Source organism: Lelliottia sp. GFLA7 (assembly GCF_056490165.1).
Window position 1 is genome coordinate 780,274 of sequence record NZ_JBWLAQ010000002.1, and the last position, 24,137, is coordinate 804,410.

The following is a 24,137-nucleotide window of genomic DNA, read 5'->3' on the forward strand; positions in this document are numbered from 1 at the left end:
TCAGTGCGTCGAAGGTTTGACATGCTGCAGCCAGCGTTTTTCCGCTTTACGGAACAGGCTAATCAGAACGTACGAAATGATTAAGTACAGCACCGCAGCGATACCAAATGCGGTAAAGGGCTGATAGGTCGCCGAGTTAATATCACGGGCGATTTTCAGCAAATCCGGTACGGTGGCGGTGAACGCCAGCGCGGTGGAGTGCAGCATCAGGATCACTTCGTTGCTGTAGGCCGGAAGCGCAATACGCAGCGCCGAGGGCAGAATAATGCAGCGATAGAGTTTCACCGATGAAAAGCCGTACGCCCGCCCCGCTTCAATCTCGCCGTAAGGCACGGAACGAATCGCGCCGGCGAAAATCTCGGTGGTATAGGCACAAGTATTCAGCGTGAGCGCCAGGACGGTACAGTTCAGCCCGCTGCGAAAGAACGCGTTCAGTATCTCGGTGCCTTTCACGATCTCCAGCGTGTACATGCCGGAATAGAACACCAGCAGTTGCACATACAGCGGTGTTCCGCGAAACACATAGGTGAACAGCCAGATCGGGAAGCGAATGTACTTATTGTTCGAGACGCGACCAATCGCTAAAAACACCGCCAAAATCCCGCCGACCACGACGGAGGAAATCAGCAGCCACAGGGTGATTGCCACGCCTGTAAAGCGATAGCCATCTGTCCACAGCAGCGATTTCCAGTATTCCTGAATAATCTCAATCACAGGTCAGCCCTCTTCACACCCACGGAGTAGCGACGTTCGAGTAGAAGCAGCACGCCATTGGAGACGGTGGTAAACACCAGATAAATCAATCCGCATACGACAGCAAAGTAGAATGGTTCCCAGGTACTTTTGCCGGCAAGCTGAGTGGCTTTGACCACATCTTCCAGACCCAGCAGTGAAACCAGCGCCGTCGCTTTGAGGATAACCTGCCAGTTGTTGCCGATGCCCGGTAAGGCAAAGCGCATCATGGCCGGGAACATAATTCGACGGAAGATTTGCGACGCAGTAAAGCCAAATGCGGTCGCCGCTTCGATGTGCCCTCTGGGGACGGCCATATATGCACCGCGGAACGTCTCGGTGAAGTACGCGCCGTAAATAAAGCCCAGCGTAATGATACCGGCCACCATCGGGTCAATATCAATTTGCGACATACCGATAGCATCCGTCACGCTGTTGAGCGCAATTTGCAGACCGTAGAAAATCAATAACATCAACACCAGGTCGGGTACGCCGCGAATCAGCGTGGTATAGGCTTCAAAAACCAATGCCAGAATTCGATTGCTCGAAAGTTTCGCTCCCGCACCCACCAGGCCTATCAGCACTGCCAGCACCACAGAACTGAGGGCCAGTTCGAGGGTAACAAGCGCGCCTTGTAAAATAACGCCAGAAAATCCGTACAGCATAACGCCTGCCCTGTCGTGTCGTGAGTGGTCAAACCGTGTCTTTTCCCCTCTCGAAACGAGAGGGGCCGCACGTTATTTAACAGCGCTGTTAGCCGCCGTATACATCAAAATCGAAGTATTTCTTTGCCAGCTTTTCGTAAGTTCCGTCAGCGCGCATTTCCGCAAAGGCCTTATTCAGCGCTTCACGCAATTCATTATCTTCTTTACGCAGACCCATACCGGTGCCGACGCCAAAGAGTTTTTCGTCCTTAATGGACGGACCGCCAAACTTGTAGTCTTTACCAACTAACGTTTTGAGGAAACCTTCGCTGGCAGCCACTTCGTCCTGGAACGCAGCGTCGATACGACCCGCAGTCAGGTCAGCGTAGATATTTTCCTGGCCCTGATAAGAGACGATTTCGATCCCTTTTGGTGCCCAGTGTTCATTGCCGTACGTTTCCTGAGTCGTGCCCTGCAACACGCCTACGCGTTTGCCTTTCAGGGACTCAAGTGTCGGCTGGATATCAGAGGTGTTTGCGACCACCAGACGAGAATCAGCCGCGTAGAGTTTGTCCGTGAAGGCAATCTCTTGTTGGCGCTTTTCGGTGATAGACAGAGAAGACATAATCACGTCGATTTTTTTCGCTTTCAGCGAGGGGATCAGCGCATCCAGTGGGTTCTCAATGTAGGTACATTGCACTTTGATACGTTTGCACAGCTCATTCGCCAGATCGATATCAAAACCGACCAATTCACCTTTCGAATTCTTCGATTCGAACGGGGCATAAGTGGGATCTGTGCCGATGCGAACTTTGTGCGGAAGGGCAGCGAATGCCGCGGTAGCGCTGGAAAATGCCAGCACCAGAGAAAGTGACAACACCAGTTTTTTCATATCTATCCTCAACAAACTGTCTTATTACGGGATTTTACGACGAGGGGGTGTCGTTAATGTGCCATCAATCCCCCAGACATGGCAAAGTATAATGCCCGCTGCGTGGAGTTTTTTGCATCATAAGTGCTTAACTATGCACCTGACGACCCAACATGGTGCACTTTTTGCACCATGTTGGGTCACTCACACCCGAAGCGCACCGTGACAGGGAATCGTCATGGCACCCTTTCCCGTCATTGACGATTAATCGCCGTAGACGTTGAAGTCGAAGTATTTTTTAGCCAGTTTGTCGTAAGTGCCGTCTTTGCGCAGTTCGTTAAAGGCTTTATCGAATGCGGCTTTCAGCTCGGCATCGTCTTTACGTAAGCCAATCCCGGTGCCGTCGCCAAAGTATTTTTTGTCTTTAACTGACGGGCCCGCAAACGCAAACTCTTTACCTGCAGGCTGCTTCAGGAAGCCTTCGCTCGCCGCCACTTCGTCCTGGAATGCCGCATCCAGACGACCCGCCGCCAGATCGGAATAGATCAGATCCTGGTTCTGGTAAGCCACAACATCGACACCTTTTTCACGCCAGTCAGCGTTGGCATACCCTTCCTGAGTGGAGCCTTGCAGCACGCCCACATGCTTGCCTTTCAGCGACTCGATAGTCGGCTGGATCGGAGAACCTTTGGCAGCAATCAGACGGGAATCCGCAGCGTACAGCTTCTCGGAGAAGGCAATTTCCTGCTGACGTTTTTCGGTGATTGAGAGAGAGGAGATAATCGCATCAATTTTTTTGGCTTTCAGCGAGGGGATCAGCGCGTCAAAGTCACTGCCCACCCAAGTGCACTTAACCTGCATACGCTTGCACATCTCATTGCCCAGATCGATATCAAAGCCGACAAAATCACCTTTGGCATCTTTCGACGAGAATGGCGCGTAGGTTGCGTCGGTACCGATACGTACTGTCTGTGGAAGTGCTGCATAGCTGCTTGCCGCCGCACTTAACCCCACCAGCAAAGACAGAGCCAGAACCGTCTTCTTCATACATTTACCCTCAAGTGTCGTGATTTTATTATGTATTGTGTTGTGTGTTGTATTGCAGGCGATCCTTGCAGGTCTTATGCCACATTGCCGTCGGGTAAAAAAATCGACGTTAAATATGTTAATAAAACGTTGCGATAATGCCTTAATGGTGAAAGATAGCAGGTCTACCGAACGAACCGCAGAGGGAAAAAGGGAAAAAACGAATTAAATGTTGAGGATTTGATCGCGGTTGCATATTTGCCCCAAAACAGGGCAAATCATTTTTTGATGCACCGACGTTGTGCGAGGGTTACGCGCCCTGCCAGCGGGTAAAGAGATCTTTAGGCAGGTCGATATCAAACTGATCGAGTACGCGGTTGACGGTCTGGTTAATCACATCATCCAGCGACTGAGGACGATGATAAAACGCCGGGACCGGCGGCATAATGACCGCACCGAGTTCGGCTGCCTGCGTCATCAAGCGCAAATGCCCCAAATGCAACGGGGTTTCACGCACGCACAGCACCAGTGGACGGCGCTCTTTAAGCACCACATCCGCCGCGCGCGTCACCAGCGTGTCGGTATAGCTGTTCACAACGCCAGAAAGGGTTTTGATTGAGCAAGGCAAGATCACCATGCCAGCCGTTTTATAGGAGCCGGAAGAGATGCTGGCGGCGATATCACGGGCATCATGCACCACGTTTGCCAGAGCCTGAACATCGCGCAGAGAAAAATCGGTTTCGAGCGTCAAAGTCTGGCGCGCAGCCTGACTCATCACCAGATGGGTTTCGACCTCCGGCACGTCGCGCAGCACTTGCAGCAGTCGTACGCCGTAAATTGCGCCACTGGCACCTGAGATCCCTACGATGAGTCGTTTCATAATTTCGCCCTTTCTTGTATCAGGGCAGACTTTGCAGGATTTTGCGGGGAGTTGCAAGTGAGGGCCAGCGCCCTCACTTGCGAAGGGATTAGCCTTCGTTGTGCATCTCTAAACTTTCGAGATCGTTTTGCATCTGAACGGCTTTAACGTCGTCATTGCGCAGCGAATCCAGATAATCAAGATATTGCTGATCAACATCTTTGGTCACGTAAATGCCGTTAAACACGGAACATTCAAACTGCTGAATATCCGGGTTCTCGGCACGAACCGCGTCGATCAAATCATCCAGATCCTGGAAAATCAGACCGTCAGCACCGATTATCTGACGAATTTCGTCGACTTCACGACCATGCGCAATCAGTTCGTTCGCCGTTGGCATATCAATACCGTACACATTCGGGAAGCGAATTTCCGGTGCCGCAGAGGCCAGGTAGACTTTCTTCGCACCGGCTTCACGCGCCATCTCAATAATCTGCTCAGAGGTGGTGCCACGCACGATGGAGTCATCTACCAGCAATACGTTCTTATCACGGAACTCAGCGCGGTTGGCGTTCAGCTTACGGCGCACTGATTTACGACGCAGTTGCTGGCCCGGCATGATAAAGGTACGGCCAACGTAGCGGTTTTTCACAAAGCCCTGGCGGTACGGTTTACCCAGAATACGCGCCATTTCCAGCGCGATATCGCAGGAGGTTTCCGGAATCGGAATGACCACGTCGATATCCAGATCGTCCCACTCGCGAGCAATTTTTTCACCGAGTTTGGTTCCCATGTTTACGCGCGCACTGTACACGGAAATTTTATCGATAAAGGAGTCTGGGCGTGCGAAGTAAACGTATTCAAACAGGCACGGATTGCTGACCGGGTTTTCCGCACACTGGCGGGTAAACAGCTGGCCTTTTTCGGTCACGTACACCGCTTCACCCGGCGCAACGTCGCGCAGGAATTCGAAGCCCAATGTGTCCAGCGCCACGCTCTCGGAGGCAACCATGTATTCGGTTCGGCCATCACCCAGATCGCGTTTACCCAGCACCAGCGGACGAATACCGTTCGGGTCGCGGAAGGCCACCATACCGTGGCCGATGATCATCGCGACACAGGCGTAAGCGCCACGAATCAGGCGATTCGTCGCGGCAATCGCGGCAAAAATGTTGTCTGCTTCCAGCGGATAATGGCGGAAGTTATCCAGCTCACTGGCAAAGATATTGAGCAGGATTTCTGAATCAGAAGTGGTGTTAATGTGGCGACGTTTCTCTTCGAAGAGCTTTTTACGTAGCTCATGCGCATTGGTCAGATTGCCATTGTGGGCAAGCGTAATACCGTACGGTGAGTTCACATAAAAAGGCTGAGCTTCAGAAGCGCTGGAACTGCCAGCAGTAGGATAACGAACGTGACCAACACCCATGTTGCCTTGCAGGCGCTGCATATGGCGGGCTTCAAACACATCGTTGACCAGGCCATTCGCTTTGCGTAAACGGAAGCAGTTATTTGCATCAATCGTAATGATACCCGCTGCATCCTGACCACGGTGCTGAAGCACCGATAACGCGTCATAAATAGACTGGTTTACCGGCATGAAACCGGCGATACCGACAATACCGCACATTCGTCTTTTCCTCGTTAAGAGCTTGGTTTAGTAGGCGTCATTGTCGCAGGCTGGTTGAGCGCGGAGAGCGCACAACAACCAGAGCAAACGCGTAGCCTATTAAACCAAACTCTAAGCCACATCTCAGGGTTAGACCCTGGGCAAGAAACTCGACGAGCTTTGCAGATAGTCAAAGAACCATCTGATGATGAAGCTGAACTGTGGTATCAACTGCGATTTCTGCCAGTCTTCACCTTTTGAAACCCCGGTAAAGGTATCAAGGAAGAACAGTATCGCGGCCACAATCAGCACGCCTCGCAACGCACCAAAACAGATCCCCAACACTCTGTCCGTTCCTGACAGACCGGTTTTCTCGACCAGCTGACCTATCACGTAATTGACGATAGCGCCGACGAGTAGCGTCGCGACAAACAGCACCGCGATGGCGATCCCATTTCGAACCAGTTCATCTTCAAAGCCCGTGAACCAGACGGACAGGTACGTGTAGTAATGACTGGCAACAAAGAAAGCACAACCCCAAGTCACCAGCGATAACGCTTCACGAACAAAGCCACGGATCAGGCTAACCAGACAGGAAAAACCAATCACCGCAATGATGGCGTAATCAATCCAGACCATATATGTCCCACGATTAAACGCCCTGTCATCCAGTTCGGGGCGAATTCTAACAGAAAAAGAAAACGTTTGCGTAGGGATTTCCTTCCCCCGCGTAAATAAAAAAGGCGCTGAAAAAATGTTCAACGCCGAGGGCTTCTTACGTCTCTTCGGACGGATGCCTGGACCTTCTCCTCTGACCGTCCCCCTCTTTTCAAAGGAAAAATGGGACGGTTTTCTGCCTCTTTTTTTAGCGAGAGAGACGGATTAAAGCCAATCAGTTCGCACTGTAATTCATTACCACACCGCTCAGACCGGAAATCTGCTTCAGCTCGCCAAGCGACCCTTTCAGTTTGTCTTTTGAGGCATCCGGGCCAACGAGAATGCGGGTAATTTTACCCTGCACTGGCGTCGAAGGTGAAGTGTAAACGCGATATCCTGCGCCGCGTAATTTACCCACGACTTCATTGACTTTATCGGCATTTTTCAACGCGCCCAACTGCACAACGTAGGCTTTTCCGGTTGGGGCAGGTTTTTCTTCCTGGGCCGGTTTTTCCGGCGGTACTTCCGTAGCGGCAGCGATTTGCTCGCTGGCTTTGTCACGCTGCGGTTTCGGTTGAGGTTTTTCGACAGGTTTTGCCTTCTCGACAGGCTTTGGTTGCACCACCGGTTCTGCGGCAGGATCCAGTTCATTACTGCCATTGCCGGTTAAGCGAGTGGCATCGAGCGATGGCGCCGCCGCGTCTCCGGCGCGCACTTCTTCTGCAGCACCTTCTGGCGGCTGTGCGGGCAGCGCCTGCGTTGCCGCAGGTAACATGTCAGGTTCATCACGATCGCCTGGTTTTGGCACCAGTGGGATTGCCGCAAACTCATCCTGATAATGTTTTTTTTGCCCATCCAACAGGCCAGGAAGAATAATCACTCCCAGCGCAACCAACACAATGGTGCCTGTCAAACGGTTCTGAAACTTACTCGCCACTGGTTCTCCCCGCGTCCATCACTTCCATGACATGTGCAACGGTATGGAATGATCCACATACCAGCACGGTATCTTCAGGTTTAGCATCGGCCATCGCCGCATGCCACGCCTGCGCCACGCTTTCATAGGCGGTTCCTGCACTGATATGTTCCATCAGCTGTTCAGCAGTCGCACCGCGTGGCCCTTCCAGTGGAGCACAATACCAGCAATCGACAACACTCTCCATGCAGGCCAGCGTACCGCCAATATCTTTATCATGAAGCATACCGATAACCGCCAGAACGCGCCCGTTTTTTGGCAATGATTTAAGGCGTTCTGCGAGATAGCCAGCAGCGTGCGGGTTGTGTGCAACATCCAGAATCAAACGCGGTGATTCACTCACTATCTGGAAACGTCCCGGAAGCATGGCGTTTTGAATACCGTCGCGGATAGCCTGCTCGCTGACGGTCAACCCGCTCGCTCGAATCGCCGCCAGCGCGGTGGCGGCATTGGGCTGAGGGACATGCGGGAGCGGAAGATGCTCAAGCACACCTTGCGCATCAATAAAGCGCCAGTCGTTTTCCGTCACGTCATACTGCCAGTCAACACCCCGACGCCGCAGCAGAGCGCCCTTTTCTTGCGCCACATCGGCGATGGTGTGCGGCATATCAGGCTCGCCCACAATTGCCGGTTTATTCGCACGGAAAATGCCCGCTTTCTCCCGACCAATACTTTCACGGTCCGGTCCCAACCAGTCAATATGATCCAGAGCGATGCTGGTGACCACCGAAACATCGGCATCAACCATATTGGTGGCATCAAGACGCCCGCCGAGGCCGACTTCCAGAATCACCACGTCCAGCTTCGCCTGCTTAAACAACCACAGCGCCGAGAGCGTGCCGTACTCGAAATAAGATAAGGAGATCTCACCACGCGCCGCTTCGATTTCGGCAAAAGAGGCGGTGTGTGCAGACTCTGGCAACTCGGTATTTTGAATGCGAACGCGCTCGGTGTAACGCACCAGGTGCGGAGAGCTGTACACGCCGACCTTATACCCTGCGGCCATCAGCATGGATTCCAGCGTGCGGCAGGTGGTGCCTTTACCGTTAGTGCCAGCCACGGTGAAAACGAACGGCGCTGGCTTCAACACATGAAGACGAGACGCCACCTGGCTGACGCGTTCAAGCCCCATATCGATGGTTTTACTGTGCAGGTTTTCCAGATAAGAAAGCCACGTGACCAGGGGCGACGTGGCTTGGAGAATGCTGTTGTTTTCCATGATACGCACTTTTCAGTTACGGTGAGAAAGCAAAAGGGCAGCGCCGTTTGGCCCTGCCCTTTCGAGTTATCAGGCTTCGGGTTCCTGATCCGGTACAACGACGCTTTCGCGTGGTTCATCCGGGCTCGGCGCAGGGAGATTCATCAGCTTCGCCAGGACACTAGCCAGTTTCAGGCGCATTTCCGGACGGCGAACGATCATATCAATTGCGCCTTTTTGGATGAGGAATTCGCTGCGCTGGAAGCCAGGCGGCAATTTCTCACGTACGGTTTGCTCGATAACACGCGGACCGGCAAAGCCAATCAGCGCTTTCGGTTCAGCGATGTTCAGATCGCCAAGCATCGCGAAGCTCGCCGACACGCCGCCCATGGTTGGGTCAGTCAGTACGGAGATATACGGCAGACCGCGTTCCTGCATTTTGCCAAGTGCCGCAGAGGTTTTCGCCATCTGCATCAGGGACATCAGCGCTTCCTGCATACGTGCGCCACCTGAGGCGGAGAAGCAGATCAGCGGACAGTTGTCTTCCAGTGCCTGCTCAACGGCGCGGATGAAACGCGCGCCCACGACAGAACCCATCGAGCCACCCATAAAGGAGAACTCAAAGGCTGCAGCGACAACTGGCATCTCGTGCAGAGTGCCTTTCATCACCACCAGCGCATCTTTCTCGCCAGTCTCTTTTTGCGCAGAAGCGATGCGGTCTTTGTATTTCTTGGAGTCACGGAACTTCAGCAGATCTTTCGGCTCAAGTTCACTGCCCAGCTCTACCATCGTGCCTTCATCCAGCAAGCTATGCAGGCGATTGCGCGCCGACATACGCATGTGATGGTCACACTTCGGGCAAACCTCAAGATTGCGTTCCAGCTCAGCGCGGTACAGAACCTGGCCGCAGCTATCACACTTGGTCCACACCCCTTCAGGAATACTCGCCTTACGGGTGGGGGCTATGTTGCTTTTAATTCGTTCAATCCAGCTCATTGATAACCTTTCTGCCTGAACCTGGTCGTATGCCAGTTTTGCTGTAAGCGGCGCATAATGCCATTTTTGCCACAAACAGACCATGAATGTTGCACATTAAAACATAACAGCCCGAAACTTTGGATAAAAAAGTGGTCGAACCGCAAATGCGTACTTACTTCGCTTGCTTTGCTGCTGCTCGTTTGTGTCGAATGATTTCGACCACACCCGGCAGAACCGAGAGCACAATGATAGCAACAATCAATAACTTAAGATTTTCCTGCACGATCGGCAGATCGCCAAAGATGTAGCCTGCATAGGTAAACAGCAGAACCCACAGCAGCGCGCCAATGACGTTATACGCCGCAAAATGACGATAGGACATATGCCCCATTCCCGCCACAAAAGGTGCAAACGTTCGAACGATCGGGACAAAACGCGCCAGGATAATGGTCTTGCCCCCATGCCGTGCATAGAACGCGTGCGTTTTGTCTAAATAGCTGCGACGGAAGATCTTCGAATCAGGATTGCTGAACAGCTTTTCACCAAACAGCCGTCCAATGGTGTAATTCACCGCATCGCCGATAATCGCCGCAACGATCATGAGCATCACCATCAGGTGCACATTCAAATCGTTGGTCGGCAGCGCTGAAAGCGCACCCGCGACGAACAGCAGTGAATCGCCTGGCAAAAACGGTGTCACCACCAGGCCGGTTTCACAGAACAAAATCAGGAACAGAATGGCATAAACCCAGACGCCGTACTGCGCGACAAGTTCTGCCAAATGCACATCGATATGCAGAATGAAATCGATGATAAAATGTATTACATCCATATTGGTTAAGCCTTAATTGCAACTGCGTTAGTCCGCTAAAAACAGCGGGCCCATTGGCGGTTTTGGAAGGTCAAAACGTTCTGGATAATCAACAGAAACCAGATACAAGCCCTCCGCTTTCGCCGTTGCTGCCGCAAGCGTTCTGTCCTTCGCTGCCAGCAGTTCTGCAATCCAGCTCTCCGGCTGGTGTCCGGCGCCTACTTCCATCAGGCTGCCAACGATATTCCGCACCATATGATGTACAAAGGCATTTGCTTTGATATCCACCACCACATACGCGCCATAACGGCTGACGTTTATGTGCATCACGTTTCGCCACGGCGTGCGCGACTGGCACTGCACCGCGCGAAACGAGGTAAAGTCATTTTCACCAATCAGCGATTGCGCTGCACGTTGCATACGCTCCGCATCCAAAGGCTCGTAAAAGTGCGTCACACCTTGCCCAAGTACCGCCGGGCGAAGGCGCTGATTGTAGATGATGTAGCGATAGCGACGCGCCGTGGCGCTGAAACGCGCGTGAAAATCATCCGGCACATCTTTTACCCAGCGCACGGCGATGTCACCAGGTAAATTCGCATTTACGCCTAGCGTCCATGCAGCATCTTTACGCACCGACGTGGTTTCAAAATGCACAACCTGTCCTGTACCGTGCACGCCGGCATCAGTCCGACCCGCGCAATAGACGGCGATCGGTTGATTCGCCACCTGAGAGAGCGCTTTTTCCAGTTTTTCCTGAACGCTACGCACTTCATTTTGACGCTGCCAGCCATAGTATTTACTGCCGTCGTACTCAATTCCAAGGGCAATTCTATGAACTGGCTTGAGTTCCACTTCCGACATCAGTACAGATACTCCTGCACCAGTTTCTCAGCGATTTTGACGGCCATTAGCGCACCACCAAAACGAACGTTATCGGCAACCGACCAGAACTGTACTTCGCCTGGCACGCCGTAGTTATTACGCACGCAGGCGACGGAAAGATGCGCACTGCCGGTTGCATCCCCTACCTGGGTCGGGAAATCGGTTTCATCGCTAAGGGAGATATCATCGCAGCGTTCAAATGCTTCGCGGGCTTCGTCGGCGGCCAGCGGGCGCAGCGCTTCAAAGCTCACCATCTGCGCATGACCGTAAAACACAGGCGACTGCACGCAACTGACGGAAACTATCAGGCCTTCGTCCTGCATCACTTTACGGGTCTCTTCAACGATACGACGTTCTTCGCGCACGCTACCTTCGCGATCCGGCAGGATTGGCATCATATTGAACGCCAGTTGACGGCCAAAGAAATCATCCTCATCAACCGGAATACCGTTCAGGAGTTTCGCACTCTGCCCGGCTAACGCGTCGACGGCTTTTTTGCCGCGCGCGGAGACAGAAAGCAGGTTGGTCACCGAAATACGCGATAAACCGCCATCGTCGATCAGCGGTTTGAGCGCAGTCAGGAGCTGGCTGGTCAGGCTATCCGGTACGGCGATAATATTGCGATTGCGGTAATCAGCCAGCACAAACGGGTTTACGTCCGGCACGACCAATGGAACGTCAGGCTCCAGCGCAAAATGACCGCTCAGATCGATAACTAAACATCCCGCGTTGGCGGCTTCATCGGCGTAAGCGGCTGATGCCTCAGCGCCCGCGGCAAAGAACGCCAGTTGGGCTTGCGACCAGTCAAACTGTGCGACATCCTGAACGCGCACCGTTTTTCCTTCATAACGCAGCCCTTCGCCCGCGCTTTCTGCGCGTGCCAGTGCAAAAATTTCTCCCACCGGGAACTGACGCTCCGCAAGTGTTTCGAGCAGGGCTTCGCCCACAGCGCCAGTGGCACCCAGTACGGCAATATTCCAGCCTTCAGACATGGTGGTGTACTCCAGAAATAAATAAGCGTCCCCGCCAGATTATCCCGCAGGGAGCATTAAGAAGACATTAACGCGCCGGGTTATGTACGGCGTTAAACCCGAGATTATTCAATAACGCTGCCGCATCGGCATCATCACAAATCACATACAAAGAAGACCATTCGCGGCGCTCGAGATAATTCTTGCGCAGCTTGTCAAACTCACCCGGAATTCCTGCTACTTTTCGCAGCAGCGCGTCATCGCGGCGCACATCATACACTAAATGCACCAGCCTTTTTAGCGAAGACTCATCGAGCGGGCCATGGAGCGTAATGCGACCAAATTCCGGCGCGGGCAGCAGCGTATCAAGCGCCACCTGCTGTGCATTGCCGATAAACGCGCTATAGGCCTCAAAGACCTGCGTTGTGCCGCGCGCTTTACCTTCCAGCGTGTAGCCCGCGATATGTGCGGTTGCCACATCAACGCGATTCAACAGCGCCACGTTGAGATCCGGCTCTGGCTCCCAGACATCCAGCACAACGCTGAGATTTTGCCCCTCTTCCAGGCATTTCAGCAATGCCGCATTATCCACAACCGGGCCACGGCAGGCATTTATCAGAATAGCGCCAGGCTTGAGACGACGAATCAGCGTCTCGTCGGCCAGATGGAACGTTTTATACGCACCGTCTTTAAACAGCGGCGTATGGAAGGTGATCACATCCGCGTGCTCGACCAGTTCATCAAGGGAGCGGAAATCGCCTTCATCACCGCGATCGGCACGCGGCGGATCGCACAGCAGCGTACGAATGCCCATTGCTTCGAGACGTTTTTGCAGGCGTCCGCCTACGTTACCGACACCGACGATGCCCACTGTGCGGTCCTGAAGCGCAAAACCATCGCGCTCACCTAACATTAACAACGACGAGAAAACGTATTCCACCACCGCAATGGCGTTACAGCCGGGTGCGGCTGAAAATCCAATACCGGCTTTTGCTAGCCAGGCATCATCCACATGATCGGTTCCCGCCGTTGCGGTACCCACAAACTTGATGCCTTTTCCGGCCAGCAGCGTCTCATTCACTTTGGTCACGGACCGCACCATCAGAGCATCCGCATCATCGAGTTCAGCAACGGGAATAGGACGACCAGGAACAGCCTTAACCTCGCCCAAGCGGCTGAAGAGCTCGCGAGCGTAAGGCATATTTTCGTCAACGAGGATTTTCACGTCTGAGTACCTGTTTGAGAGGAAGTTAACCGGGCAAGTGTGCCATAATCTCGCCCCCAGGCATATACGTACAGCTGGCCTGGATTACGGTGAGTAACGACTTTAAGGATTTATGACGATGCAGCCCATTTCAGGTACGCCGCCGCGCCCTCCAGGTGATGGCCCGGGAGTTCCCTCAGCCGTTGGCGAACAACCGCTTTCTACGCTGCAGCGCACCGTGCTGGAGCGTCTGATCATCCGTCTGGTTGCGCTCACCTCGCAGCAGAACGCTGAAGTGTGGGCTGGGGTCAAACACGAGCTCGGGCTGAAAAGCGATGCGCCATTGTTGTCGCGCCACTTTCCGGCGGCGGAACAAAACCTGAACACGCGCCTGAACACCGCGCAACAAAATCACACGATGCGCCAGACCATCTCGCAACTGACCGAGCTATTGGGTCAGGGAAATAACCGCCAGGCGGTGAGTGATTTTATTCGTCAGCAATTTGGCCAGACGGCGCTGAGTCAACTGACGCCGGATCAGCTAAAAACCGTGCTGACGCTGCTGCAAAACAATGAAATGTCGATTCCGCAGCCGCAAACGCGCCCGGCGACAGAACGCCCGCTCTTGCCTGCAGAGCACAACACGCTCAAGCAGATGGTGACAAAACTCGCCGCTGCAACTGGGGAGCCCACCAAGCTCATCTGGCAATCCATGCTCGAACTTTCTGGCGTAAAAGATGGCGAGTTGATCCCGGCCAAACAGTTTACCCATCTGGTGACCTGGCTACAGGCGCGTCAGACGTTGAGCACGCAAAGCGCGCCAACGCTGCACACCTTGCAGGCGGCGCTAAAACAGCCGCTTGAGCCACGGGAATTTGAAGCGATGCGTGATTACGCGCAACAAAACTGGCAGGTGACGCCGCAAGCGGTGCTGACGACCGCGCAGGTGCAGGATCTCCTCAATCAGATCTTTGTCCGCCGCGCTGAACGTGAATCGGGTGTGCCAGAAGCCCGCAATATCCAGCCCATCTACAGCCCGCTGTTTGCGCCTGTGGTGGAAACACTCAAATCAATGTCCGCGCGCCCAGGGCTGATGTTCATTGCCCTAATGATTGCGCTGGCGATCGTGTGGATTGTGATTTAACCGCAGCGCAAATACTCGCGCGGGTGCGATAGATTCGCAGAGACAGCGCGTTGAGTTATCGTCTGTGCTGAGCAGCATGACACTGAAATGAACGCACAAAAAAGGGAGCCAGATGGCTCCCTTTTTACATGATGCTTGACGTGATACGGAAAACTTACGCTTTCAGTTTACGCATAACCAGCGTGGCGTTGGTCCCGCCGAAGCCGAAGCTGTTAGACATAACGGTGGTCAGGGTCTGCTCAGTTGGCTTGGTCACGATGTTCAGACCCGCAGCCTTCTCGTCCAGTTCTTCAACGTTGATGCTTGGTGCGATAAAGCCATGTTCCAGCATCAGCAGCGAGTAAATCGCTTCCTGAACACCAGCGGCACCCAGAGAGTGACCGGTCATTGCTTTGGTTGCAGAAATGGCCGGGCTGTTGTCGCCGAACACTTCACAGATAGCACCCAGCTCTTTCACGTCGCCTACTGGCGTAGAAGTACCGTGGGAGTTCAGGTAATCGATCGGGGTATCCAGACCTTGCATCGCCATCTTCATGCAGCGCACTGCGCCTTCACCGGATGGAGCGACCATGTCTGCGCCATCTGACGTTGCACCGTAGCCCACGATTTCAGCATAAATGTGTGCGCCACGAGCCAGAGCATGTTCCAGCTCTTCAACGACAACCATACCGCCGCCGCCCGCGATAACGAAACCGTCGCGGTGTGCATCATAGGTACGGGACGCTTTTTCTGGCGTTTCGTTGTATTTGGTGGACAGGGCGCCCATAGCATCAAACTCACAGGCCATTTCCCAGCCCAGCTCTTCGCCGCCGCCGGCAAAGACGATGTCCTGTTTACCCAGTTGAATTTGTTCAACTGCGTTGCCAATACAGTGTGCGGAGGTCGCACAGGCAGAGCTGATGGAGTAGTTTACGCCGTGAATTTTGAATGGCGTTGCCAGGCACGCGGAAACCGCTGAACCCATTGCTTTGGTTACAACGTACGGACCGACTGCTTTCAGGCCACGCGGGCTACGCATTGCGTCAGCACCAAACACCTGTGCTTTTGAAGAACCGCCGGAACCTGCAATCAGACCCACGCGTGGGTTGCTCTGATAAACGTCTTCGCTCAGGCCAGCATCAGCAATCGCTTCCTGCATGGAGAGATAAGCATAAATAGAGGCATCGTTCATGAAACGAACCACTTTACGGTCGATCAAACCGGTGGTGTCCAGTTTGACGTTACCCCATACGTGGCTACGCATACCTGAATCTTTAAACTCTTCAGAGAAAGTGATCCCGGAGCGTCCTTCACGCAGAGATGCCAGGACTTCCTGCTGGTTGTTACCGATGCTGGAAACGATGCCCAAGCCAGTAATCACTGCACGTTTCATTCAATACCTCTATAAGTCGCACTATGAAAGTTTCGACTGGCACAATAGCGTACACTTGTACGCTGAACAAGTCCGATCAGCCAATTTCTGCGGAAATTTGCACCAGCGGACGCACATCGTTAAGATCATGCCACTGCCTGTCAGACGAGTAACTTACGTGAAACAAAACGTCGTACAACCCGCTAACCTTGAGTTCAACGCTGAGGGTACACCTGTTTCCCGAGATTTCGACGATGTCTATTTCTCTAATGATAACGGGCTGGAAGAGACCCGTTATGTTTTTCTGGAGGGAAACCACCTCAACGCGCGCTTCCCCCTCCATCCCCGCAGCCAGTTTGTCGTGGCGGAGAGCGGTTTTGGCACCGGTTTAAACCTCCTCACCCTCTGGCAGGCGTTTGACCAGTTCCGCGCTGACCACCCCGAGGCTACGCTGCAAAGATTACATTTCATCAGTTTTGAGAAATATCCGCTCACCGGTCACGATCTCAAACTGGCGCATCAGCATTGGCCAGAGCTGGCACAGTGGGCAGAACAATTACAGGCGCAATGGCCGTTGCCACTCGGTGGATGCCACCGCCTGTTACTTGATGAAGGCAGAGTGACACTCGATTTGTGGTTCGGCGATATCAATGAACTGACCGACCAACTCGACGACTCTCTCAATCAAAAGGTCGACGCCTGGTTTTTAGATGGTTTTGCGCCGGCCAAAAATCCGGACATGTGGAGCGAGCATTTATTCGCTGCCATGGCGCGTCTGGCTCGCCCCGGTGCAACTTTGGCAACATTTACCTGCGCCGGATTTGTGCGTCGCGGTTTGCAGGATGCCGGTTTTACCATGCAAAAATGCAAAGGTTTTGGCCGCAAGCGCGAAATGCTGACGGGCGTCATGGCGCAGGACAATGCCCTTCCCGCGCGCGCCCCCTGGTTTGCGCGCAGCGGCCTTGAAAACCGTGAAACGGCGATTATTGGCGGCGGCATTGCCAGCGCACTGCTTGCCTTCGCACTACTTCAGCGCGGCTGGCGCGTGACGCTCTACTGCGCCGACAAATCACCGGCAAATGGCGCATCCGGCAACCGTCAGGGCGCGTTGTATCCGCTTCTGAGCGCTCACGACCCGGCAATCAGTCAGTTTTTCCCAGCGGCATTTACCTTTGCTCGTCGCCTCTATGACGCCCTTCCCGTGACCTATGCACACGACTGGTGCGGCGTGACGCAGCTTGGCTGGGATGAAAAAAGCCAACAAAAAATAGACCAGATGCTGTCACTGGGTTTACCGGAGCAAATCGCTGTGGCGGTTGATGCGCAGCAGGTTCTGGACAATACCGGTCTGCCAACCGACTGCGGTGGCATTCACTATCCTGAAGGCGGCTGGTTATATCCGGCTGAACTGACCGCCGCGGTGATAAGCCTGGCGCAGTCTCGCGGGCTGGATGTGCATTACGGCTATCACCTGGACTCTTTGAATCATCAGCAGGGTGACTGGCAATTGCGGTTCATCAATGGCGCTGATGCCCAGCACTCAAGCGTTGTGCTGGCTAACGGCCATCGCATCAGCGACTTTTCGCAAACAGAAAAGTTACCCGTTTATCCGGTTGGCGGTCAGGTCAGTCACATTCCCACAACTCCGCAGCTCGAAAAACTCCGTCAGGTGCTGTGTTATGACGGCTATTTAACGCCGCAAAACCCGGAAAATGGTCATCATTGCATAGGCGCTAGCTATCATCGCGGCAAGACAGAAATGCACTACAGCGAGGCCGATCAGCAGCAAAATCGTCAACGTTTAGTGGATTGCTTCCCGAAGGCCGAATGGGCAAAAGAGGTCGATGTTTCTGACTCCGATGCCCGCTGTGGCGTGCGGTGCGCGACGCGCGATCACTTGCCGATGGTCGGTAATGTGCCGGATTACGAATCGACGCTGACGGAATATCAAAATCTTGCCGAGAACACCGAAACAGCGGTCACGGCGCCGGTATATCCAGGTCTCTTTATGCTGGGCGCGCTGGGGTCACGCGGCTTGTGCACTGCCCCGCTGCTGGCAGAAATTCTGGCATCACAAATGAGCGAAGAGCCGATTCCGATGGACAGTACGACGCTTGCGGGTCTGAGTCCGAATCGTTTGTGGGTACGGAAATTACTGAAAGGGAAAGCGGTGAAATAAGGCGTGGGCTGATGCCCTCTCCTGAGGGAGAGGGTTTTCACAACAGCAAAAACTTACTGCGATTTTGCCTGTTCGAACAGGTTATCCCACATATCCAGCACCAAAGACTGGTCACGTGGAGAAAGCTCGCCTGCCTGGATGGCTTTTTCAAGACCACGACCCACGGCGGCATGAACGGCTTCAGGCGAGTGATCGTCGCCCGCTTCCAGCTCCGCTACAGCAAGCGTCAGGTGACCACGCAGATAACCGCTGGCAAACAGTTCATCGTCACTGGCGTGCTCTACCATGCCATCAATTAGCGCCAGAATGCGTGATTCAAATTCTGCGATCATCTTCTTTCCTCAGTTAAATATCTTCCGGCCATGGGAAGTGTTCCGCCTTTAATTCCGGCGTGTGGTAATAATTCTGCAATGCTTTGATGAAACGCGCCGGACGTTCCGGGATGCCTTTCTCAAGATATTCCATTACCTGCGCATGAACGCGGCGCTGGAAGGTAATTCTGTCTGGCTCACAATCTCCTTCGAGGTTGTCACAGCTGACGTTGAACGGAAAACCTGCCGCCACACAGAACAGCCAGTCGAACGCCTGGGGTTTGACTTCCACATCTTCAAACTGACCCTGCGTTGCCGCGTCACGCCCATCCGGGCAGTACCAGTAACCAAAGTCTACCAGCTCGCGACGCGCTTTCCCGGCAATACACCAGTGAGAAATCTCATGCAACCCGCTGGCATAAAAGCCGTGCGCAAACACAATCCGGTTGTACGGCACGTCGGCATCAGCAGGAAGATAGATCGGTTCGTCGTCGCCTTTAATCAGACGGGTATTAAAATCATCTGCGAAACAGCCGTCAAAGATGTCAATCAGCTGTTCATAATTATGCGTACTGTTCATGAGTTCATCCCCAACCAGTGGAGGATCTCCTGTCCGTGGCTGTCATAAAGAAGTTTGGCGCTCATCACCGCCGACACAATTACAATCATGGGACGAATGAGTTTTTGCCCTTTGCTTAATACCAGGCGAGAGCCTACGCGCGCGCCTAAAAACTGCCCCAACATCATCACAAAACCGGTGGCCCAGATAACTTTGCCCCCGATAATAAACAGCAGCAGGCCGCCGAGATTGGAGGTCGCATTCAGCACTTTGGCGTGCGCGGTGGATTTGGCGAGATTAAAACCGGCCAGCGTGACAAACGCCAGCGCATAAAATGAACCCGCGCCAGGGCCAAAGAATCCGTCGTAAAAACCGACGCAACCACCCGCAATCAGAGCGAACGGCAAGCCGTGCAAGCGACGCTGTCGGTCTTCTTCCCCAAGCTTTGGCATCAGCAAAAAATAGAGTCCAATACAGATGACCAGAATCGGTAAAATTTGACGCAAAATATCGGACTGGACATGCTGAACCAGCAGCGCACCTGACGTTGAACCGATAAACGTCATCAAAATATTGAGCTTCTGATCGGCAAGGCTAACGACTTTGCGGCGAATAAAATAGATTGAGGCAGAAAGAGACCCGCCGCAGGCCTGGAGCTTATTGGTTGCCAACGCCTGCGCAGGGCTCATGCCCACCGCCAACAGCGCGGGGACCGTCAATAATCCCCCGCCGCCCGCCAGCGCATCAATAAAACCGGCCAGCATGGCGACAAAAAAAAGCACCGCCAGCAACAGCGGTGACACCATGAAAAGATCGACGAAATTATCCATTACAGTACGTGCTCATCCAGTAGCGCCTGGCAGGAAGGCGGCAACGGAGGCGGTGTCTTCTTCTCAGGCTGTGTGGTTCCAGGTTTGGCAGGTTCAAACCAACTTTGCAGTTCGGCACCACAGCCGTCGCCAGGCGGTGGTAGTGGCTGATCTTCGCACTCCAGACTGTTCGCCGGGCAACGCAAGCGGACATGCATGTGCGCGCGATGCTGGAACCATGGGCGAACTTTGCTTAACCAGTCGCGATCCGTTCCGGCATCCAGACAGAGCTGCTGTTTGATCGCCGGATTGACGAAAATACGCGTCACATCGTTATCTTTTGCGGCCACTTTGATCAGGCTAAATACATCAGGCGTCCACAGTGATGGCACAACATTTTTACCGTCACGCGCGACCAAATCCAGCGCCTGAGGTTTAAGCAGCTGTGCGGAACTCCAGCGTGTTTTTGGCAATTGCAGGAAAATATCGACATCAAGTCCCGACTGGTGGCTGGCGTGTCCGCCATTAAAGCGGCCGCCCGCTGGCATACCCATATCGCCAATCAGCATCGTCCCCAGCCCCAGGTTGTGAACCCGGTTACCCAGACGCTGGATAAACATCACCAGATCAGGATGACCAAAGTACCGGCGCTGATCGGTTCGCATCACCTGATAGGTATCAGACTGCAACGGCAATTCTTGCGCGCCAACGATGCATCCGTTGGAAAACGCGCCGATCGACTGCGCGCTGCCCGCCACCGGATGGGTAATTTTTTGCCACGGAGTAGCTGCCAGACTGGCTCCACTGGCGAGCAGTGCCAGCAGAGCAATTGCGGTTTTTTTCATGGTTACCAGCGTGGAAGAGGGGGAATCACATCCGCATTCTGCGCGCGCTGGCGCAGGAAATGATCCATCAGCACGATCGCCAGCATCGCTTCAGCAATCGGCACCGCGCGGATACCCACGCAAGGATCGTGACGACCTTTGGTGATCATCTCAACTTCTTCACCCGCGCGATTAATCGTGTGACCAGGTACCGTAATGCTGGAAGTTGGTTTCAGTGCAATATTAGCCACGATCTGCTGACCGCTGCTGATGCCGCCCAAAATACCGCCCGCATGATTGCTCTGGAAACCTTGCGCGGTGATTTCATCGCGATTTTGGCTGCCGCGCAGCGCAACGACCTCAAAACCGTCGCCAATCTCCACGCCTTTCACGGCGTTAATGCTCATCATTGCGTGCGCGATATCAGCATCCAGACGGTCAAACACCGGTTCGCCTAAACCTGGCGGCACGCCATCAGCAACAACGGTGACTTTAGCGCCAATGGAGTCGCCTTCTTTTTTCAGGGCGCGCATCAGTTCGTCCAGTGCGTCGATTTTGTCCGCATCGGCACAGAAGAATGGGTTCTGTTCAACCAGATCCCAGTCTTTAATGGCCAGCGGAATATCGCCCATCTGGGTCAGACAACCGCGGATCACGATGCCAAATTTCTGTGCCAGATATTTTTTCGCAATCGCACCTGCCGCAACGCGCATCGCGGTTTCGCGCGCAGATGAACGACCGCCACCGCGATAATCACGGAAACCAAATTTTTGCTCGTAGGTGTAATCAGCGTGACCTGGGCGGAAAACATCTTTAATCGCGCCGTAATCCTGAGAACGCTGGTCGGTATTTTCAATCAGCAGGCCGATACTGGTGCCCGTGGTGCGCCCTTCAAAGACGCCGGAGAGGATTTTGACCTGGTCAGGCTCGCGACGCTGCGTGGTGTAACGCGAGGTGCCCGGACGGCGACGGTCAAGGTCGTGTTGTAAATCGGCTTCGGTCAGTTCGATGCCAGGCGGAACGCCGTCAACGATGCATCCGAGTGCCAGTCCGTGCGACTCACCAAACGTGGTCACGCGGAATAATTGTCCAATACTGTTTCCTGCCATCACGGCTCCGTTATCGTTGTTCTCAGTTTGAGCAGGTGAAACGGGCCGAAGCCCGCGAGATTAATCTTTATAGATGCTGAAGTATTCACGCGCGGCGATAAGCTGCGCTTTGGTCAGCATGAAGACGCCTTCGCCACCGTTGTCGAATTCGAGCCAGGTGAAAGGCACCTCCGGGTACTGCTCCATCAGATGTACCATGCTGTTACCGACTTCACAAATCAGAATGCCGTCATCGGTCAGATAATCCGGTGCGCAGGCCAGAATGCGGCGCGTCAGCTTCAGGCCATCTGTACCGGATGCCAGGCCGAGTTCCGGTTCATGGCGATATTCACTCGGCAGATCGGACATGTCTTCCGCATCCACATACGGCGGATTGGTCACGATCAGATCGTATTGCAGTTTCGGTAAATCGCGGAACAGATCGGAGCGGATCGGCGTCACATGATGAATCAAACCGTGCTCTTCGATGTTGTGCTCGGTGACGGCCAGCGCGTCAGTCGAGATGTCCACCGCATCGACTTCTGCTTCCGGGTAAGCGTAAGCGCACGCGATCGCAATACAGCCGCTACCGGTACACATATCCAGAATATGTTCTGGCTGATGGTCCATCAGACCCGCGAAATGATTGTTGATCAGCTCGCCAATCGGTGAGCGCGGCACCAGCACGCGTTCATCGACATAAAATTCGTGGCCGCAGAACCAGGCTTTGTTGGTCAGATAAGCGACCGGAATGCGTTCGTTCACGCGACGGATCACACGTTCAACGATACGGTGTTTTTCGCTGGAGGTCAGGCGCGCAGTGCGCATGTCTTCAGGAATATCCAACGGCAGATAGAGCGACGGCAGTACGAGCTGCACAGCCTCATCCCACGGGTTATCGGTGCCGTGACCGTACCAGATATTGGCGGCGCTAAAGCGGCTAACGGACCAGCGCAACATGTCCTGAATGGTATGCAGCTCGTTTACTGCTTCATCGACAAAAATTTTATCCATTATTCTCTCCAGGGCATGCTTGCATAATTTTCGGCGGCTAGTTTGCCATGAAGACGGCGATAAATCAGCATTGTCGCTGCGCGAGACCGGTGAAAAAATGCGTTTTGCTTGCGCCTCCCTCAGGTAAACTAAGGGAAATAAGAGATGAGACCCACTAATGAAAAAGAAAACATCGCTTAGCGAGGAGGATCAGTCGCTGTTTCGCCAGCTCATGAGCGGGACGCGTCAAATCGCGCAGGACACCATTGTTCATCGTCCGATCCGCAAAAAAGTGACCGAAGTGCCGGTGAAACGTCTGCTTCAGGAACAGGCCGATAACAGCCACTATTTTTCAGATGAATTCCAGCCGCTGCTCAATACACAGGGCGCGGTAAAATACGTGCGCGAAGACGTCAGCCATTTTGAGCTGAAAAAATTACGTCGTGGGGATTATTCGCCAGAGCTGTTTCTCGATCTGCATGGCTTGACGCAGATGCAGGCGAAACAGGAGCTTGGGGCATTGATTGCCGCTTGCCGCCGAGAACACGTTTTTTGCACCTGTGTCATGCACGGGCACGGCAAACATATTCTTAAACAACAAACGCCACTGTGGCTGGCTCAGCACCCACATGTGATGGCTTTTCATCAGGCACCGAAAGAGTATGGCGGAGATGCCGCATTGCTGGTGTTGATTGAAATCGAAGAGTGGCAGCCACCGGAGCTGCCCTGACAGAGTGGCGGGTGACAATGTCTACCCGCCAGATCGCGCGTCACCTCAGATAGCTTTTGCCATCTTCAAGTTGCACGGACTCATTTGCCAGTTGAACACCCCTTTGCCGTTTTCGTCGAGCGTGACGTTAGCAATGGCCGAGGTGGTGAACATCGGCGGCGTTTCGCCAGGGCACAGTTCAGCGACTAAATAGCCGACCAGTGGCAGATGGGAAATGACCAGCACAGAAGCAACGCCTTCACGACTCAATGTCTGAAGATAACCGCTCACCAAGCCGATATCGCCGCAAGGTGTGAGTTCAGGAAGAACATCCACGTTTTTTGGCAGATTCATACAGTCGCCTACTACGTCTAGCGTCTGTTCAGCACGCAAGAATGGGCTCACCAAAACACGTTCAATGTCCACTTTTTGACCCTTGAGCCAGGTGGCCATTAGACGGGATTCGTCACAGCCACAGGTTGTCAAAGGACGAACAGAGTCACTGGCGGCATCGAGTGCCGCGTCGCCGTGACGCATGATAAAAACTTGCATATTGCACCGCTTTTGTTGACCAGGATCACCGGCGTTGACTACCCGCGAATACAGCAAAAAGGCAGAAAACCCGATGGCCGGGCATTGTGCCTGATCCATTCGATGAATGAAACGCTGTTTTTTACCTTAATGGCGTAAGTATAGTCAATATCTGTTTACAAATTAGACAATGACTATCCTATTCACCCCAGGATCTACTCTAC

Annotated in this window: 25 protein-coding genes; 3 read left to right on the top strand and 22 right to left on the bottom strand. The window is 53.7% G+C overall.

Going from position 1 to position 24,137, the window contains the following annotated elements; translation table 11 throughout:
• The 14 genes from AC07RN_RS09245 to pdxB form a co-directional block, all read right to left on the bottom strand.
• Complete coding sequence (locus AC07RN_RS09245) at window positions 1–714, bottom strand: ABC transporter permease (protein WP_015959854.1); 714 nt, start codon at window positions 712–714, stop codon at window positions 1–3.
• Window positions 711–1,397, bottom strand: a complete 687-nt coding sequence (locus AC07RN_RS09250; protein WP_015959855.1) for a histidine ABC transporter permease HisQ — start codon at window positions 1,395–1,397, stop codon at window positions 711–713. Before AC07RN_RS09250 ends, AC07RN_RS09245 begins: the two co-directional genes overlap by 4 nt.
• An 88-nt stretch (window positions 1,398–1,485) precedes the next feature.
• On the bottom strand, window positions 1,486–2,268 hold the full coding sequence (gene hisJ, locus AC07RN_RS09255) for a histidine ABC transporter substrate-binding protein HisJ (protein WP_478336184.1): 783 nt from the start codon (window positions 2,266–2,268) through the stop codon (window positions 1,486–1,488).
• 243 nt (window positions 2,269–2,511) lie between these two features.
• Window positions 2,512–3,294, bottom strand: coding sequence for a lysine/arginine/ornithine ABC transporter substrate-binding protein ArgT (gene argT / locus AC07RN_RS09260; RefSeq protein ID WP_015959857.1), 783 nt, complete (start codon window positions 3,292–3,294; stop codon window positions 2,512–2,514).
• Between the two features lie 289 nt (window positions 3,295–3,583).
• Complete coding sequence (locus tag AC07RN_RS09265) at window positions 3,584–4,153, bottom strand: UbiX family flavin prenyltransferase (protein WP_478336185.1); 570 nt, start codon at window positions 4,151–4,153, stop codon at window positions 3,584–3,586.
• Window positions 4,154–4,241: 88 nt separating this feature from the next.
• On the bottom strand, window positions 4,242–5,759 hold the full coding sequence (gene purF, locus AC07RN_RS09270) for an amidophosphoribosyltransferase (protein ID WP_059179343.1): 1,518 nt from the start codon (window positions 5,757–5,759) through the stop codon (window positions 4,242–4,244).
• A gap of 129 nt (window positions 5,760–5,888) precedes the next feature.
• Window positions 5,889–6,377 (bottom strand): colicin V production protein, encoded by a 489-nt coding sequence (gene cvpA, locus AC07RN_RS09275; RefSeq protein WP_015959860.1) that lies wholly within the window; start codon window positions 6,375–6,377, stop codon window positions 5,889–5,891.
• 253 nt (window positions 6,378–6,630) lie between these two features.
• A complete protein-coding gene (gene dedD / locus AC07RN_RS09280) occupies window positions 6,631–7,332 on the bottom strand; it encodes a cell division protein DedD (protein ID WP_478336186.1) in 702 nt (233 codons plus the stop codon).
• Window positions 7,322–8,590, bottom strand: coding sequence for a bifunctional tetrahydrofolate synthase/dihydrofolate synthase (gene folC, locus AC07RN_RS09285; protein WP_478336187.1), 1,269 nt, complete (start codon window positions 8,588–8,590; stop codon window positions 7,322–7,324). The genes dedD and folC overlap by 11 nt, the downstream gene beginning before the upstream one ends.
• A gap of 69 nt (window positions 8,591–8,659) precedes the next feature.
• On the bottom strand, window positions 8,660–9,565 hold the full coding sequence (gene accD, locus AC07RN_RS09290; protein WP_015959863.1) for an acetyl-CoA carboxylase, carboxyltransferase subunit beta: 906 nt from the start codon (window positions 9,563–9,565) through the stop codon (window positions 8,660–8,662).
• 154 nt (window positions 9,566–9,719) lie between these two features.
• Complete coding sequence (locus tag AC07RN_RS09295; protein WP_015959864.1) at window positions 9,720–10,379, bottom strand: DedA family protein; 660 nt, start codon at window positions 10,377–10,379, stop codon at window positions 9,720–9,722.
• 27 nt (window positions 10,380–10,406) lie between these two features.
• Window positions 10,407–11,219, bottom strand: coding sequence for a tRNA pseudouridine(38-40) synthase TruA (truA, locus tag AC07RN_RS09300; RefSeq protein ID WP_186752570.1), 813 nt, complete (start codon window positions 11,217–11,219; stop codon window positions 10,407–10,409).
• Window positions 11,219–12,232, bottom strand: a complete 1,014-nt coding sequence (locus AC07RN_RS09305) for an aspartate-semialdehyde dehydrogenase (RefSeq protein WP_015959866.1) — start codon at window positions 12,230–12,232, stop codon at window positions 11,219–11,221. The genes truA and AC07RN_RS09305 overlap by 1 nt, the downstream gene beginning before the upstream one ends.
• A 67-nt stretch (window positions 12,233–12,299) precedes the next feature.
• Complete coding sequence (pdxB, locus tag AC07RN_RS09310; protein WP_015959867.1) at window positions 12,300–13,436, bottom strand: 4-phosphoerythronate dehydrogenase PdxB; 1,137 nt, start codon at window positions 13,434–13,436, stop codon at window positions 12,300–12,302.
• A gap of 118 nt (window positions 13,437–13,554) precedes the next feature.
• On the opposite strand from pdxB, the gene flk reads away from it, so the two are divergent.
• Window positions 13,555–14,559, top strand: a complete 1,005-nt coding sequence (flk, locus tag AC07RN_RS09315; RefSeq protein ID WP_478336188.1) for a flagella biosynthesis regulator Flk — start codon at window positions 13,555–13,557, stop codon at window positions 14,557–14,559.
• Between the two features lie 154 nt (window positions 14,560–14,713).
• Here flk and fabB read toward each other — a convergent pair whose 3' ends face one another.
• Complete coding sequence (fabB, locus tag AC07RN_RS09320) at window positions 14,714–15,931, bottom strand: beta-ketoacyl-ACP synthase I (protein WP_015959869.1); 1,218 nt, start codon at window positions 15,929–15,931, stop codon at window positions 14,714–14,716.
• A gap of 157 nt (window positions 15,932–16,088) precedes the next feature.
• Between fabB and mnmC the strand changes: the two genes are divergently transcribed.
• Window positions 16,089–18,089, top strand: coding sequence for a bifunctional tRNA (5-methylaminomethyl-2-thiouridine)(34)-methyltransferase MnmC2/FAD-dependent 5-carboxymethylaminomethyl-2-thiouridine(34) oxidoreductase MnmC1 (mnmC, locus tag AC07RN_RS09325; protein WP_478336189.1), 2,001 nt, complete (start codon window positions 16,089–16,091; stop codon window positions 18,087–18,089).
• Between the two features lie 53 nt (window positions 18,090–18,142).
• On the opposite strand, the gene AC07RN_RS09330 is transcribed toward mnmC, so the two are convergent.
• From AC07RN_RS09330 to prmB, 6 genes are read right to left on the bottom strand one after another with little or no spacing between them, the layout of a single operon-like run.
• A complete protein-coding gene (locus tag AC07RN_RS09330; RefSeq protein ID WP_015959871.1) occupies window positions 18,143–18,421 on the bottom strand; it encodes a YfcL family protein in 279 nt (92 codons plus the stop codon).
• A 13-nt stretch (window positions 18,422–18,434) separates the two neighbouring features.
• Window positions 18,435–18,980 carry an elongation factor P hydroxylase gene (locus AC07RN_RS09335; RefSeq protein WP_133629700.1) on the bottom strand — a complete coding sequence of 182 codons (546 nt, stop codon included), beginning with the start codon at window positions 18,978–18,980 and terminating at the stop codon, window positions 18,435–18,437.
• Window positions 18,977–19,789 carry a sulfite exporter TauE/SafE family protein gene (locus AC07RN_RS09340; RefSeq protein WP_478336190.1) on the bottom strand — a complete coding sequence of 271 codons (813 nt, stop codon included), beginning with the start codon at window positions 19,787–19,789 and terminating at the stop codon, window positions 18,977–18,979. Before AC07RN_RS09340 ends, AC07RN_RS09335 begins: the two co-directional genes overlap by 4 nt.
• Window positions 19,789–20,613, bottom strand: coding sequence for a penicillin-insensitive murein endopeptidase (gene mepA / locus AC07RN_RS09345; RefSeq protein ID WP_015959874.1), 825 nt, complete (start codon window positions 20,611–20,613; stop codon window positions 19,789–19,791). The genes AC07RN_RS09340 and mepA overlap by 1 nt, the downstream gene beginning before the upstream one ends.
• Before the next feature lie 2 nt (window positions 20,614–20,615).
• The gene (aroC, locus tag AC07RN_RS09350) at window positions 20,616–21,701 is read right to left on the bottom strand and encodes a chorismate synthase (protein WP_059179357.1); all 1,086 of its coding nucleotides are present in this window, start codon (window positions 21,699–21,701) and stop codon (window positions 20,616–20,618) included.
• A 60-nt stretch (window positions 21,702–21,761) separates the two neighbouring features.
• Complete coding sequence (prmB, locus tag AC07RN_RS09355) at window positions 21,762–22,694, bottom strand: 50S ribosomal protein L3 N(5)-glutamine methyltransferase (RefSeq protein ID WP_449555037.1); 933 nt, start codon at window positions 22,692–22,694, stop codon at window positions 21,762–21,764.
• Window positions 22,695–22,851: 157 nt separating this feature from the next.
• On the opposite strand from prmB, the gene smrB reads away from it, so the two are divergent.
• Entirely contained in the window at window positions 22,852–23,403 is a 552-nt protein-coding gene (gene smrB, locus AC07RN_RS09360; protein WP_015959877.1) for an endonuclease SmrB, read from the top strand.
• Between the two features lie 45 nt (window positions 23,404–23,448).
• Here smrB and sixA read toward each other — a convergent pair whose 3' ends face one another.
• Window positions 23,449–23,934, bottom strand: a complete 486-nt coding sequence (sixA, locus tag AC07RN_RS09365) for a phosphohistidine phosphatase SixA (protein WP_478336191.1) — start codon at window positions 23,932–23,934, stop codon at window positions 23,449–23,451.
• Window positions 23,935–24,137: the final 203 nt, after the last annotated feature.